This window comes from Ferruginibacter paludis (assembly GCF_030409685.1).
Lineage (GTDB): Bacteria > Bacteroidota > Bacteroidia > Chitinophagales > Chitinophagaceae > Ferruginibacter > Ferruginibacter paludis.
This window is the reverse complement of the sequence record NZ_JAUFQJ010000001.1, coordinates 1-14,310: the sequence shown is the minus strand read 5'-3', so window position 1 is coordinate 14,310 and position 14,310 is coordinate 1. Positions and strand designations below refer to the sequence as shown.

The window sequence follows — 14,310 nt, the reverse complement described above, 5'->3', positions numbered from 1 at the left end:
TACAAACGTGGCCACGTTTGGAATCTTGCCCCTTCACTCCGAAGTCGTACGGGGGATTGGAAAGATGCTACAACCATTGATCAAAGATTTAAAAATGAGATTATGAAGAAGAACGAAAATGAGGTAAGGAAAATAATGCTGAAGGTCAGGATGAATGAAAGTGAATTGCAACAGGTGAAAAAGCATCAGCAAAAAAGTACCGAAAAAAATATCAGTGCTTATGTAAGGGAAGTCGCAATGCAAAAGCCTGTTTTAATCAACTACCGGAACCAGTCTGCAGATGACTTTTTGAAGGACATGCTTGCTTTGAAAAAAGACCTGAATGGAATCGGAAATAATTTCAACCAGGTGGTGCACAAGCTGCATATTCTTGATAAGATACCTGAGTTTAGGGCATGGGTGAATCATTACGACGGGCTGCATCAATCTTTAGTAAAGAAGGTGGATGAAATAAAATTAAGGATGAATCAACTCTACGAAGAATGGTTGCAAAAATAACGATACCAAAAAGTATAGAAGCTGCACTAAACTACAATGAAAAGAAAGTTCAGAAAGGAACAGCGCAATGTTTGTTTGCCGGCAACTATCTAAATGATGCTAACAAAATGAACTTCTATCAAAAGCTCGACGGCTTTGAAACAAACAACCGGTTGAACAAAATGGCTACAACAAAAACGCTGCATATTTCTCTCAATTTTGATCCGTCAGAAAAGTTATCTGAAAGTAAGCTTGTTGAGATTGCCGGGGTTTACATGGAGAAGATAGGATTTGGTGAGCAACCCTTTCTTGTTTACAAACATGAAGATGCCGGGCATCCGCACATCCACATAGTAAGCACTACCATCCAAAATGATGGCAGCAGAATTAACACCCATAACATCGGGAGAAATCAATCTGAAAAAGCCAGGAAGGAAATAGAGCAGGCGTATGGTTTGGTGAGAGCGGAACGTCAGCAGCAAATACTGAAGCCTGGCATCAAGCCCGTAGAGGCCGAGAAAGCTATTTACGGAACATCAGAAACCAAGAGAAGTATTTCCAATGTTGTCAGTGCTGTATTCAGTCAATATAAGTTTAGTTCATTGCCAGAATTTAATGCCGCTTTAAAGCAGTTCAATATTGTTGCTGACCGGGGGAAAGAAGATGGCAGGATTTACAAGAGCCGTGGATTGGTTTATCGTATCCTGGATGCACAGGGAAATAAAGTTGGTGTACCTATTAAAGCAAGTACAATAGGTTGCAAACCCATACTTGATAATCTTGAAAAGAAGTTTTTGATCAATGAATCTGCAAAAGAATCGCTGAAACAGAGAACTAAAAATGCCATTGATGATTGCCTGCAGACCTCGTCAGCAAGTATGAACAATTTAGTAGCTACTCAAAGGCAGAAACAAATCTACACCGTGCTAAGACGAAATGCAGAAGGACGATTGTACGGTATCACTTTCGTGGACAATCAAAACAAAGTAGTGTTTAATGGAAGTGATCTAGGAAAAGGTTACAGTGCAGCAGCCTTGAAAAGCAGTTTAGGTAATGAAGATAAAAACGAATCCGTAACACAGGAAAAGAAATCAGGAGCGACATCGAATTCAAGCAATGCTAAAATGCAGCAAAAGCAATTTGACAAATCACATGATCTGCCTGCAAAGAGCGACAGCTTATTAGAAACATTGATGTCAGCAAAAGAGCAGTACGATAATATACCAAATAGTTTGCTACAAAAGAAGCGCAAGAAAAAAAGAAGAAATCACAATTTGTAAATTTTAAAATAGTGTTATGTCACAGACAGGGGAAAATGAACAGGGGTTAAGGAAAATAGTTGACCTGACAAGATTGGCCAGCATATTCATTTTGCTGCTGCACTTTTATTACTACTGTTATACTGCTTTTAAGCAATGGGAATTTAGAAGTACTATTACCGATAGGCTAATGGCTAACATCATGCATACAGGTTTGTTCATCAGCTTATATATTTCCAAGTTTATAGCGATTGGGTTATTGGTAATTTCATTGCTCGGTGCACAAGGCAAGAAAGATGAAAAGATTAACTGGAAAGTTGTAGCAAGTTATTTACTTATTGGCTTCATGCTTTTCTTTAGCAGCGGAATGCTATTCAATTTGAATTATTCGCTGGAAAAAATCGCTATAATTTACATGGTTGTAACAAGCATTGGCTTTCTACTAATATTAGCCGGAGGAAACTTGCTCAGTCGCTTAGTCAGACTGAATCTATCGAACGATGTTTTCAATTCGCTCAATGAAACTTTTCCGCAGGAGGAAAGATTACTAACAAACGAATATGCAATCAACCTTCCCGCCCGATACAATCTTAAAGGGAGGATTAGAAAGAGTTGGATCAACATCATCAATCCCTTCAGGGGTTTGTTGGTTATTGGTAGTCCGGGTGCTGGTAAAAGTTGGTTCGTAATTCAGCATGTTATTAAACAGCACATCGAAAAGGGCTTTGCTATGTTTGTGTATGATTTTAAGTACGATGATCTTTCGAAAATAGTTTACAACTGGCTGCAGCAAAACAAACATAACTATCCTGTTAAGCCATCATTCTATGTAATCAACTTTGATAACCTTTCAATTTCCCACCGCTGCAATCCCCTTGATCCAAACACGATGAATGATATTACTGATGCGACGGAATCTGCCAGGACGATATTGTTGGGGTTAAACAGGGAGTGGATTAATAAGCAGGGCGATTTCTTTGTAGAATCACCGATCAATTTTGTTACTGCCATCATTTGGTTTTTGAAAAAATATGAAGATGGAAAATACTGCACCCTGCCGCATGTAATAGAACTCATGCAATCGGATTATGATGAACTGTTTCCGGTTCTGAATACCCAACCTGAAATTGAAGTATTGGTCAATCCATTTATTACCGCCTACCAAAACGATGCAATGGAGCAATTGGAAGGACAAGTAGCTTCAGCAAAAATTGGTATGGCGAGATTGGCTTCACCGCAATTGTATTGGGTGTTATCTGGCAACGACTTTACATTGGACATCAACAACCCTAAACATCCGAAAATTGTTTGTGTAGGTAATAACCCGGAGAAGCAACAAATCTATGGCGCTGTTTTATCGCTTTATATTTCAAGGCTAATCAGGCAAGTGAATAGAAAAGGAATGTTGAAATGCAGTTTGGTGTTTGATGAATTCCCAACCATCTACTTCAACAACATGGACAGCCTGATTGCAACGGCAAGAAGCAACAAGGTTGCTACCACCTTGGCCATGCAGGATTTCAGCCAATTGAAAAAAGATTATGGAAAAGAGCAGGCAGATGTGATCGTAAACATTACTGGTAACATCATCAGCGGGCAGGTGATGGGAGAGACTTCCAAACTATTATCGGAACGTTTTGGAAAGATCATGCAGGATAGGCAGAGTGTTTCTGTAAACCGGCTGGATACTTCTATCAGTCATTCAAAGCAATTGGATAGTGCAATTCCGGCTTCGAAAATTGCCGCTCTTTCATCTGGTGAGTTTGTAGGCCTGGTTGCTGATAATCCGGATGAAAAAATTAAGCTGAAGATGTTTCATGGGGAGATTATTAATGATGCGGATAAACTGAATCAAGAAGTAAGCCGGTATAAAGACATTCCCGTTGTGTGCAATGTGACCCAGCAGCAGGTGCTGGATAATTATTACCAGGTTAAGATGGAGGTGAAAAAGTTGATTGGTGAGGAGGTTATTAAATTGAAGAAGAATCTCGCATAAGCGCTTTAATGGTTGCAAATAGCTTTTCGATACTGTAAGGCTTGCTTTTGCCTTACACAAAACAAGTTTCTAGATGTTAACTTGGAACTAGCCATTTCGAATATTCCATAACATCTATCATCGGCACAGTGCCGCTGAACTGCAGCATAGAAATGAGTTTGAAAAGAAAAGCTGTTGCAGGTTTACCTTCTGAAATGAACTCATATTCATTATCCTCTGGTTTGAAGTAAAAGTGTCCGTGCGCAGCGATACATCCAAGATCAATTACTCCGGGCGTAAAAGCAAGCGCCGTCTTTAAAGGGTCGCCCATACCTGGTGTCCAGTCGCTTTCAAATGTCAGTATTCCGCCAATAATATTAATCGGGGCTTTCGCAGGATATTTGCCTCCTGCATGTAGTATCGGAAGACTGGTTCTGTAAAGGTTCCGCACTGATGCTATTTTATCTTGTGCATATTTGACATACCCTGCATTTATTGATTGTTTAGCCTCGAACACAGCATAAACACTTTCTGCAGGTATAATATATTCTCCCTGGAAATTAAAGATAAAGGGAGAGTACTGCCTATCAAATATTACTACATCAATTTGCTCACTGAATTGACCCTTGCTGTCTACAATATGGGCTTTTTCAGCTCTGTATCTCTCAGGCAGGTACTTGTTTAGTAACTCAAGCCAAATCTTTTCGCTTGCATCTCCTTTACTTACCGGATGGCGTAAAGCTTTCCTTGCAATTTCTAAGCGCTGATGTATGTCGTCATGGAGGCCATGTAATATTTGTTCTAAAGTCCAGTTTGTCATAATTATGATTCTTTAAAAGGTGAGGTGGGGATTATGTTTTTTGCAATTTCAACAGCACGTGTCGATTGTACAGCACCGTTAGGGTATGCATCCAAGATGATTGAAGGCAGTAACCGTTGTACCAGATCAGAAAACGTACAACCGAATTCCCGGCCTTCCTTTGGTCCAGTTAGTTCAACTATCTTTTGGATTGATTTTTTATCAATCCCTAATTCACTTAAGGGCGAATTCAGCACGTGGTTACGAGATTCCACGCCCGGTCTGTTGAAATAAATAATCTCAGCTGCTCTTCTTCTTATGGCGGGATCCAACGCATTAGGGCGGTTGGTGCACAAGATAACAGCCGCAGGAAATTTGCCATTACCTAAATTATCAATTCCTCGGATAAAGGCATTGACGCCTGCCCTATCTTCATGATGCATCTGTTCATCTTCCCTTGACTGTGCAAGGGCATCAGCTTCATCAACCAATAATATTACAGCGCCCCGTGACTTCCCATTACTGCTTTTTAGTCTTTTAGCTTTTTCCAATGTATAATCAAAGGCTGCAGATACCAATTGAGTCATTTGACCAACCCTGCCTTGTCCTCTTGCCGCAAGACTTAAAGGAAAAAGTTCTAGATCCAGATTTTCTTGCCTAGCGACTGCATCACCAATGGTATAAGCGAGTTCAGATTTTCCTGAACCTACGTCACCTGCGAAGATAATCAGTGGTGGACGACGAGTCACAAAATTTAGCACTTGTCTCGCACCTTTATGATATTTATTGACCCAGGCTTGTACACCATCGGGATTGATAAGGAGGCTTAGTATTTTCCCTATCTTTTGTTTTGTTTCATCAAGGCCGACGAGCAAACTTAAGCGCTCCTGCATATCAGGGTCCGGGTATACGATAGTTGATTCAAATAATTCCGAAAACGAAGGTTTAATATTTTCCATTTAATAGTTTTTTACTGATGAACGATCAAGGGCACGACCTCCTGAAGAATAAGATTTGTCTGAGCTTGTGTATCCACTTATACCTGGAGTAGGTGCTCCGCCTCTTTTAATAGGTAAGCTGTCTTTGAACTTGCTTTGCTCGCTTTCTGTTAGCTGATCGTAAGCTGAATTTGAAACGAGATATGAATAAAATGAAGCATTAGAAATATCTGCATTGGGTCGAATACGTCCTGGGTCATCATCGCTGCTGCTCATTCCGGCAAGATCTCTTGCCGAATATTTAACTGTTGGTTCGATCCAGTTATCATTGCGTTTAAATCCATAAGAAACTTCAGTTAAATACCCACACTTTAAGTACTCAGTTAGTTCATTTTCATATGCTGTAATTTGGATATCACTTGGCGATCCGTAAAAACGTTGAATGCGTTTTAAATCTGCAGCGACTTTTGATGCCAGGTATTTGGCGTGAGTAAGGGTAAAAGTCTGTGTGTTTGAAGTTGTGTAACTAGTACTCATAGTATTAGATTTGAAAGGCAGATCCGAAGACCTTTTGCCAGTAATAAATTGTTTTTTCTTTCGTGGTTGCAGATAGTGCTGCATCAATGGCGTCCCCGGCATCTATGGAGGCATCAACAATCATATTTGCCTGTGATTTGGTGTATAAACCAGCTGCGTTATTTTTAGGGTTGACCGGATCGATTATCTTGACCGGATCAGTAAACGTAGGTACTTCCGAAGTTTTATAGTAGTCATTGAATACGATTAACTCGTTAAGATTACTGGTTGCCAGGTACGTAAAAAAACTTTGCAACGCTTCGGGATAATCTGAAAAATCTGTACCCGCATCGAGTAGTTTTGACATGATTAATTCAACCATGAAAGATTTGAAACGAAACCCATCACGTTCAGTTTTCATAAACTTGACCCAGTACTTAGCTAGCCTTATAACTTGCGCAAAGTGCGTTTGCTGCTTTTGCTTTCTCGACCTGATAAATTCCAGATGACGGGGAATACAGGTCTCCAGTAATGATCCGTTATCCTGGCTTACCACACAACCGTACCAGTTGGCGTCACCATAATAAAGAATGGGTACTACATCAACATCTAGACCTGACCCACGAAATGAAATAGTTACTGAATAGGTCTTGGGCTGTACCTGGTCAGGACTCATGTTCGGAAATGCTTTGCGTAATTTTTCCGCCAGATAGATAATTAATGCACTGATTTCTTTTGGCACATCCGATCCACTGATGTAGCAGGCCATATCAATATCGTTAAGTGTTCTTAAAGCGGTTCCTTTTGCCAGGCTTCCAGAAAGCTGTATTTTCTTTAAGGTAAAGTCAGCGTGTTCATCGAGGTAACCGGTTACCTTATCTTTAACTCTTGAGGCCTGTGCACGATATTCATCAGCTTTATCCTTGGGCAGATTTACTTTTTCCTTTGCAAACTGTGCTATTTCCGTATGACCTACATGTTCTCTTGCCATTATTATATGTTTAAGTAAAGAATTGAATTAAGGATATTTTATTATCTTCATCCTAACCTATACCCAAATGTGTGAATTTTTGCCAAGGACCGTATAAATCACACTTTTTAGTAACCCTAAATAGATGCTTCGCGGTATGAAAATTGCAACCAGTGAACTACAGGCAGATGAGGAATCAGACGATTATTTGATGGAACTCCTTGGAATGAAGCAGGATTTTCCTGATGAAGCTATGGATGCATATGGTAAAATATATCGCCGGTACTGGGATGTTATGCTTACGATTGCCAGGAGTGTCACAAAAGTTGAAGATACCGCTGAGGACTTATTGAGCGACACGTTCAATATGGTTTATAAAAGAGCAGCGACTTTTAAAAAGGGTAAGGCTCGTAATCCGGAAAATATACGCCTTTGTATTCTTAATTGGATGACGTCCATTATGCGGAACATCTTCTACGACGAATATCTGGACGAGGAGTATAAAAAAGCTTCAGATAATGAAAATCCGGAAGATTCTTTTATAATTAATAAAAGCAGTATTAAGAAACATATTAGCGATGACTATGATGATTTTATAGAAGAGTTGGAAAATGCTGAACACATTGACTTTGGCGATTTAGTCGTTAAAGACGATAACCATGCAGATTCGGAAAATTTAAAGAGGGTGAAAGAATATATGAGTAAATTATCAGACCGTGACAGGGACATTATACTGGAAGTCTATAATTATTATTTGCCTGGAAAAAATATGCCATCTGAGGTGTTGGACAAACTAGAAAAAAAGTGGGGTACTACACGTCAGAACATTCGCAAGATTTTGGAAAAATTCCGAAAGGCGATAAAAGAAACTTTGCATTCCCAATTATTTATTAGAAAATAAGCCAGATCATGGACAACGAACTAAACAATATGGACGATTTGTTGGATGATAACATTGGCAAATCATTAAGGCAATTGGGTTTCACCTTTCCCAAAACAGCCGGAGATTTTAAACGTTTGGACGAGTACGTTAAGAACAATAAAAATACCATGCCTGCGCGATTGCAGGATCCTAATAGCTTTTTAAATAAAAGAGCTTTCAAACCAAGTATTGCTCACGGATCTGACGAGGAGCAGGGTGAATATTTTCAAAAGCTTGCACAGGCAGCCAGGGATGGAAACGAAATTACCGACGAAATTAAGAAAAGGATGGCGGAGGATAAACTGAAGTCTGGTAAAAAGCAAAAGGAAGAATAATGCTTTTAAGAAAAAGGGAAATAGAACTTTCTGAATTGGCCGAATCGATAGCAGATTATTATTGTCCTGATGGAATTGTTGATCCTGAAAAAATTGCTGATAGTATTGGAATAACTTATAGCTACGGCGACTATGGAAATGCTTTTGACGGTTTGATTGAACAGGAAGCAGGAAAGTTCCATATATTCATTAATATTAAAAATAACAGTTCTAATCATGTAAGGTCAAGATTTACTTTTGCCCATGAGTTGGGGCATTATTTTATTGATGAACATAGACACGCTTTGCTGAATGGCAAAACACCATCACACCCTTCATTTACGAATTTCTCCTCAAAAAATCCGGTAGAGTTAGAAGCAGATCATTTTGCTTCTAGTTTATTATTGCCTGAAAATCGCATAAAAAAAGATTGTATAAAAAAGCCGTTTAATTTTAAACTTATTGAAACACTTTCGGCAAAGTATCAAACCAGTATTACTGCCACAGTACTTAAACTCATGACCATAGACAAACATCCGATAATGTTAGTTTGTTCTGTTAATGGAAGGATAAAATGGTTTAAATATAGCCACGATTTCCCCTTTAAGTGGCTTAAAAAACCTGCTGGTATAACTCCTAAATTTACTTTAGCAGGAACCTATTTTTCAAATAAGGAAAAGTTTGAAGAGGAGCTTCCTCTTACTGCAAATGAATGGTTTGAAAATGTAAGAGACAGCGAAATAGAACGACCATTTTTTGAGAAATGCATTTATGCTGACAAACATAGTTTCGTGTTGAGTATCATTTGGGAAAAATAAATTACTTAAACTTTACTATTTTTAGACAAGCCAATAATGTCTTTGTTAATTGAGCTAAACTTGCTAAATCAGGTATAAAATAATCCGAAAATTATACTGAGGACAGAATAAAATTTACATTAATTGGAATCCGATTGAGAATATGTAATAGATTGTTTAAATCCTATGAAATATTGAAATTGGTATCTATAAATTACTCCAATAACTTACCCAACTCATCTGTATCAGGCAATATCCCTTTCATTTGCACCGGCGTCTGTTTAGAGGTTTTATAAGTAGCCACACCCATAGCCTTATCAAAACTCTTGATTGCAAACTCAACAACGGTATTATTTTTTTCTTTACAAAGAACTATTCCAATGCTAGAATTTTCATGCGGCAGTTTTACCTGATCATCCAGCACATTCAGGTAAAAATTCAGTTGCCCCGCATCGGCAGGTTTGAATTTGGTTTTCTTCAATTCAAAAGCCACGAGTGCTTGTAAATGGCGGTTAAAAAATAACAGGTCTATAAAAAATTCATCCCCCTCCACTTCAAGCCTGTATTGGTTGCCGATAAAGCAAAATCCCTTACCCATTTTTAGGATAAAGTTTCGGATATTTAAAACTACCTGTTGTTCAATTTGACGTTCGTCGTCCAATTCATCGCCAGCAATAAAATCGAGCAGGTACTCATCCTTGAATACTTTTAAAGCAGAAGGTTTTAAGGACTCCTTGATAGTGGTTTGGAAGTTATTAGGTAATCGCCCTTCCTTGCGAAACAAGTCAGCATCAATCTGATGCTCCATAACAGTAATTGGCCAAAATTGGGTTGCAGCATTTTCAATATAGAACCACCGTTCTTCGATCTTTTTACACCGATTTAGCAAAAGGATATGGTGGGTAAAACTAATGCTCCAAAACACATCCAATTGGACCGTCGGCAACGGTCCAATTGGATGGCTATTATCATTTTTTTGCTTAAAATCGGAAATGGCCATTTGGGCCGTCAATGACGGCCTAATTTCAAAATTCGGGTAAGCCTCAAAGAATTGCCTCATTTTCTTCAGGTTGGTAAAAGAAAAACCCTTCAACCCCGGCAGGTTCTTTTGTAAATCAATGGCAATCTGTTCAAGCACCTTAGTACCCCATTTTTGGGCTTTAACCTTTTCCGAAAGCATCCCTCCCGTTTTATAATACAGCGATAGTTGCTCCCGGTTAGCCAGCCTGGCGGCCTGGTACCGGCTACTGATAATTTCCTGTTTTAAGGTGCCTATAAATTCCAGATAATTTTTATCAGATTTCATGAGACTTAGGTTTTACTGTTTTAAACATTTAATAATCAATATAATAAAAAAGACTCGTCCAAATCTTATGCCGTCAAAAGATTGGCGAGTCTGGTTAAATCGGGTATAAAATGGTTCGAGAATTGTACAGTTGGGGTAACCAAAGTTTAAAATCGATAAAACCCGCTCCCAGGGCGGGTTTTTGGTTCGATAAAACATTCATGATTGTCGAGTTTCTTGATATTTAATTCGGTTTCATTGCTTTATACGGTTCGAATCCTGTTAGGTTCAACGCATTGGGTAAATCGAAAATTGCTTGGGTTTGTCCATTTTTATTTTCGCTGAAATCCTTATCTATACTGTATATTAGCTGAACAGCTTAGTTTAGCCGGGCGGTTCGAAAATGAAATCCGTCAAAAGTGAGTTTTTCGGGATATATCAAACCAATTATTTCTCTCTTGTTTTCATTATTGGCATTTTCATATAATTTATCAAGAGATAGGAGTGTGGCAATGACTTTATTCAGCAAGGGTTCTTTGCTGTTACTCTCTTTGATAGTCCATTAATGTTGATTCCAAACCAGTTATTTTCTTTTCGTAGTCAGATTTTATCAGCCTGTATTCAGAAGGAAAAAAATCTACGGCGTTTAAAAGCTCACAACTTGCCTTTTCCAAAGCTTCATTCATCAGTTTTACATTTTCTCTTTGGGATTTTGTTTTTGATTTAAACTCTTCTTATATCACCAATTTGTAAACGTCTTTTCGTATTTACGGTAAAAACAGCATAACTACCAATTACCAAAAATGACGCAACAATTCCTTTGATCAGGTTTCTTAAATCAGTACACATAAACCTACGCCAAGTATATTGTTGTCCAATAATTATAGCACCTAAATATATTATCAGCCCAAGATTATTCTTGTTACTGGTGATTTATTTATTCTTTCTTTCATACTAGCCGGTACCATAAAATGTTTATTTATTTACTGAAAATTTATGTGGATGCATTTATAAATTTAAAATGACCTGGATATCACTGTACAGGTTAAATTGGTGATACAGCCTCGGTCAAAAACACTTTTGCTGTATTTCTGTTAGGCATAGCAATTACAGCAAGCGTAATTGCAGCCAGGTAAAGTAAGTTGCGCATCTGATAAAAGAGCCTGTAAATATGACATTAATTAGTGAAAATATTTTTCCGGATTGTCTACGCCAAGCCTCTTGCAAACCCCACTGTATCCCTGTATAATTGTGGCGACACATCCGCATTTACTTTAAAGAAACGGCTGAAATAAAATTCATCTTCGTAGCCCAGTTCATAAGCTATTTGCTTTACAGTTTTATCGGTAAGATATAGTTCTCTTTTAGCTTCAATAATGATCCGCTCGTTGATCAAACTCGATAATGTTTTATTAAAATGCGTTTTGGTGATTTTTGCCAACGCTTTTGGAGAAATGTACAACAGCTCTGCATACTCGCTGGCCGTATGCTTTGTTTTAAAATTTTCTTCGATGGCATCTTTTAACTTCTGCAATATAAAAGGCTCTTTACTGTCTTTAACCATTTCTGCGACTTTTGGTTGTTGTTCAATTTTTAAACGGGATGCAGTTATCAAAAATATTTTTAGATAAGATACCAGCAACTCGTGTTGAGCCAGTGCCGCATGTTGCATTTCGGCTTCAATTTGTTCACAAAGCATTTTAAAAGTTGCAGCAGCATTTTCATCCACTTTTATAAAAGGGGGCTGGTACACATTATTGTACAAAACGCCGTTTAATTCCAGTTCTTTTTGGTGTTTATGAATACAAAAAAAATCGAAATGAAAGTATATAGCGATGCCTTTAATGGGCTTCGTAGTCGTGAATACGTAAGGCTGATAAGGCGCAAAAGTAAACAGGCTGTTGGCCTCAAAATCATATCCCTCAAAATTGGCGTTTACCGTGCCCGCACCTTCCGTAACCCAGATCAGGGTGAAAAAATTATTGCGTTGTAAATGATCAAAAAATTCATTTCCTTCAAATGAGAAAAGTTTGAACGCAGGGTTGCCATTTTGCTGATTGATAAGTGTAAAATTCGACTGATTAAGCATAACTGATTTTTATTCTTCAATTATTAAGGACAATACTTTTTAAAAATGGTGGTAGCAATATGGCCGCCAAACCCAAAGGTATTGCTCATTGCATAATTAATTTCTTTTGCCTGGGCTTTACCCAACGTAAGATTGAACCTGCCTGCAAATGCAGCCTCCACCACTTCTGTATTTATTGTTGGTGGAACTATTTTTTCATCAATTGCCTTAATACAAATAATGGCTTCAACTGCTCCGGCTGCCCCCAGTAAATGCCCGGTCATAGATTTCGTGGCACTGATATTTAAATGATTGTTTTCACCAAATACTCTGCTGATTGCTTTGAGTTCACTCTCGTCACCCATGTGTGTTGACGTAGCATGCGCATTTACATAATCAATTTGAGAAGCCTGTATTGCTGCGTCTTCCAATGCATCCAGCATTCCTAAATAAGCCCCCTCTCCTTCGGGATGTGTGCCCGTTAAATGATAAGCATCAGCCGCCATTCCGGTACCAACAATTTCAGCTAAAATAGTTGCACCTCTTCTCAATGCCAATTCTAAACTTTCTACAATCAATGCCCCTGCACCTTCGCCTATTACAAAGCCATCTCTCTTTACATCAAACGGCCTGGAAGCTGCTTGCGGGTTTTCATTGTTAGTTGACAGTGCTTTGGATGCATTAAAACCTCCAACTGAACTCTCATTAATGGGTGCTTCTGAACCGCCGGTAATGATCATATCTGCTTTACCCAACCGAATATAATTGCAGGCATCAATGATGGCATTGTTGGAGGAGGCGCAGGCCGATACAGTAGAAAAATTAAGTCCCCTCAATCCATGCCGGATAGAAATAACACCTGAAGGAATGTCTGCAATCATTTTCGGAATAAAGTAAGGATTAAACCTCGGTTGCCTGTTTCCTTTCACAAAATCTTCCACCTGCTCCTGGAAGGTTTGAATACCCCCGTTTCCTGATCCCCAGATAACACCAATTTTATTCCTGTTTAATTTCTCAAAATCAATACCTGCATTTTTTATCGCTTCATCGGCCGCAGCTACGGCATACTGTGTAAACAAATCGTATTTACGGGCTTCATTCTTTTCAAAATAATCAGCCGGGTTAAACCCTTTTACTTCTGCAGCAAATTTTGTTTTAAAATAAGTGGTATCAAATTTTGTGATCAATCCAACGCCACTTTCTCCGGCAATAATATTACGCCAGAATGCATCAACTGTATTCCCCAAAGGCGTTATTGCACCCATGCCCGTAACCACTACTCTTTTTAATTCCTTTATCATCTTAGTCCCTTTTATTTTTACTAAACCGGATATCCTGCATTAAATACCTGCTTCTTTTATCTTTGCCTTTAATGCTTTAACTTCTTCTTCCAGCTGCGCCATGCGCTTACGTTGCGGGGCAAATGCCTGCTCAATTTCTTCCGCTGAATACCTTGGAATAATATGCTGCGGACAGTTCCAGTCATACGCTTCAATATTCAATACCATCATGCGCTCGGGTCTAAACTTATAATCACCTAAATCCAGCAAATCGTACAATTCGGGATTATTTTTTAGTTCTATAATCTCTGCCTTAGCATAAATTTTCAATCTTGCTCTTGCTGGATAATCAACCATTATCAGCGCAACATTATTATTGGTAGCGAGGTTGCCGACAGTGATGTATTGCATGTTACCCTTAAAATCGATAAAGCCAATCCGCTTCGAATCCAATACTTTTAAAAAACCTTTCGGTCCGCCACGATGCTGAATGTACGGGAACCCATTCTCTCCAATGCTAGCCATATAAAAGCTATCCCGCTGTGCTATAAAATCTACCTCGTTATCGGTTAACCCATCAATGTAAGTATCCCTTTCCATCCTGGCATAAGTTGCCCTGCTGCCTAACTTTTCCTGCATTTCTTTTACTGCATCAGAATAGGCGATTGCTGCAAAATTTTTGGCCATTGGTATTTATTTTATTAGCCCAA

14 protein-coding genes are annotated in these 14,310 nt (G+C 38.7%); 6 read left to right on the top strand and 8 right to left on the bottom strand.

Features of this window, described 5'->3' with window-relative positions; all coding sequences use genetic code 11:
• Positions 1-102: 102 nt before the first annotated feature.
• The 3 genes from QWZ08_RS00070 to mobC are packed head-to-tail and all read left to right on the top strand — an operon-like array spanning position 103 to position 3,732.
• Positions 103-498: a plasmid mobilization protein gene (locus tag QWZ08_RS00070; RefSeq protein ID WP_290335103.1), complete on the top strand. Its 396-nt coding sequence runs from the start codon at positions 103-105 to the stop codon at positions 496-498.
• Positions 483-1,757 carry a relaxase/mobilization nuclease domain-containing protein gene (locus QWZ08_RS00065; protein ID WP_290335102.1) on the top strand — a complete coding sequence of 425 codons (1,275 nt, stop codon included), beginning with the start codon at positions 483-485 and terminating at the stop codon, positions 1,755-1,757. Before QWZ08_RS00070 ends, QWZ08_RS00065 begins: the two co-directional genes overlap by 16 nt.
• A gap of 16 nt (positions 1,758-1,773) precedes the next feature.
• Positions 1,774-3,732 carry a conjugal transfer protein MobC gene (mobC, locus tag QWZ08_RS00060; RefSeq protein ID WP_290335101.1) on the top strand — a complete coding sequence of 653 codons (1,959 nt, stop codon included), beginning with the start codon at positions 1,774-1,776 and terminating at the stop codon, positions 3,730-3,732.
• Positions 3,733-3,808: 76 nt separating this feature from the next.
• On the opposite strand, the gene QWZ08_RS00055 is transcribed toward mobC, so the two are convergent.
• From QWZ08_RS00055 to QWZ08_RS00040, 4 genes are read right to left on the bottom strand one after another with little or no spacing between them, the layout of a single operon-like run.
• Complete coding sequence (locus tag QWZ08_RS00055; protein WP_290335100.1) at positions 3,809-4,531, bottom strand: DUF6602 domain-containing protein; 723 nt, start codon at positions 4,529-4,531, stop codon at positions 3,809-3,811.
• 2 nt (positions 4,532-4,533) lie between these two features.
• Positions 4,534-5,469, bottom strand: coding sequence for an AAA family ATPase (locus tag QWZ08_RS00050; RefSeq protein WP_290335099.1), 936 nt, complete (start codon positions 5,467-5,469; stop codon positions 4,534-4,536).
• The gene (locus QWZ08_RS00045; RefSeq protein ID WP_290335098.1) at positions 5,470-5,985 is read right to left on the bottom strand and encodes an HORMA-1 domain-containing protein; all 516 of its coding nucleotides are present in this window, start codon (positions 5,983-5,985) and stop codon (positions 5,470-5,472) included.
• Between the two features lie 4 nt (positions 5,986-5,989).
• Positions 5,990-6,955 (bottom strand): CBASS oligonucleotide cyclase, encoded by a 966-nt coding sequence (locus QWZ08_RS00040; protein ID WP_290335096.1) that lies wholly within the window; start codon positions 6,953-6,955, stop codon positions 5,990-5,992.
• A gap of 136 nt (positions 6,956-7,091) precedes the next feature.
• Between QWZ08_RS00040 and QWZ08_RS00035 the strand changes: the two genes are divergently transcribed.
• The 3 genes from QWZ08_RS00035 to QWZ08_RS00025 are packed head-to-tail and all read left to right on the top strand — an operon-like array spanning position 7,092 to position 8,988.
• Positions 7,092-7,835, top strand: coding sequence for an RNA polymerase sigma factor (locus tag QWZ08_RS00035; protein WP_290335095.1), 744 nt, complete (start codon positions 7,092-7,094; stop codon positions 7,833-7,835).
• An 8-nt stretch (positions 7,836-7,843) separates the two neighbouring features.
• The gene (locus QWZ08_RS00030; protein ID WP_290335094.1) at positions 7,844-8,191 is read left to right on the top strand and encodes a hypothetical protein; all 348 of its coding nucleotides are present in this window, start codon (positions 7,844-7,846) and stop codon (positions 8,189-8,191) included.
• On the top strand, positions 8,191-8,988 hold the full coding sequence (locus tag QWZ08_RS00025; protein ID WP_290335093.1) for an ImmA/IrrE family metallo-endopeptidase: 798 nt from the start codon (positions 8,191-8,193) through the stop codon (positions 8,986-8,988). Before QWZ08_RS00030 ends, QWZ08_RS00025 begins: the two co-directional genes overlap by 1 nt.
• A gap of 193 nt (positions 8,989-9,181) precedes the next feature.
• Here the strand turns inward: QWZ08_RS00025 and QWZ08_RS00020 are convergent, their stop codons facing one another.
• The 4 genes from QWZ08_RS00020 to QWZ08_RS00005 all read right to left on the bottom strand — a co-directional run bounded on the left by QWZ08_RS00020 (position 9,182) and on the right by QWZ08_RS00005 (position 14,287).
• Positions 9,182-10,273 carry a PDDEXK nuclease domain-containing protein gene (locus tag QWZ08_RS00020; RefSeq protein ID WP_290335092.1) on the bottom strand — a complete coding sequence of 364 codons (1,092 nt, stop codon included), beginning with the start codon at positions 10,271-10,273 and terminating at the stop codon, positions 9,182-9,184.
• Between the two features lie 1,186 nt (positions 10,274-11,459).
• Positions 11,460-12,341 carry a helix-turn-helix domain-containing protein gene (locus QWZ08_RS00015; protein ID WP_290335091.1) on the bottom strand — a complete coding sequence of 294 codons (882 nt, stop codon included), beginning with the start codon at positions 12,339-12,341 and terminating at the stop codon, positions 11,460-11,462.
• 23 nt (positions 12,342-12,364) lie between these two features.
• The gene (gene fabF / locus QWZ08_RS00010; protein ID WP_290335090.1) at positions 12,365-13,621 is read right to left on the bottom strand and encodes a beta-ketoacyl-ACP synthase II; all 1,257 of its coding nucleotides are present in this window, start codon (positions 13,619-13,621) and stop codon (positions 12,365-12,367) included.
• A gap of 39 nt (positions 13,622-13,660) precedes the next feature.
• Positions 13,661-14,287 (bottom strand): pyridoxamine 5'-phosphate oxidase family protein, encoded by a 627-nt coding sequence (locus QWZ08_RS00005; protein WP_290335089.1) that lies wholly within the window; start codon positions 14,285-14,287, stop codon positions 13,661-13,663.
• Positions 14,288-14,310: the final 23 nt, after the last annotated feature.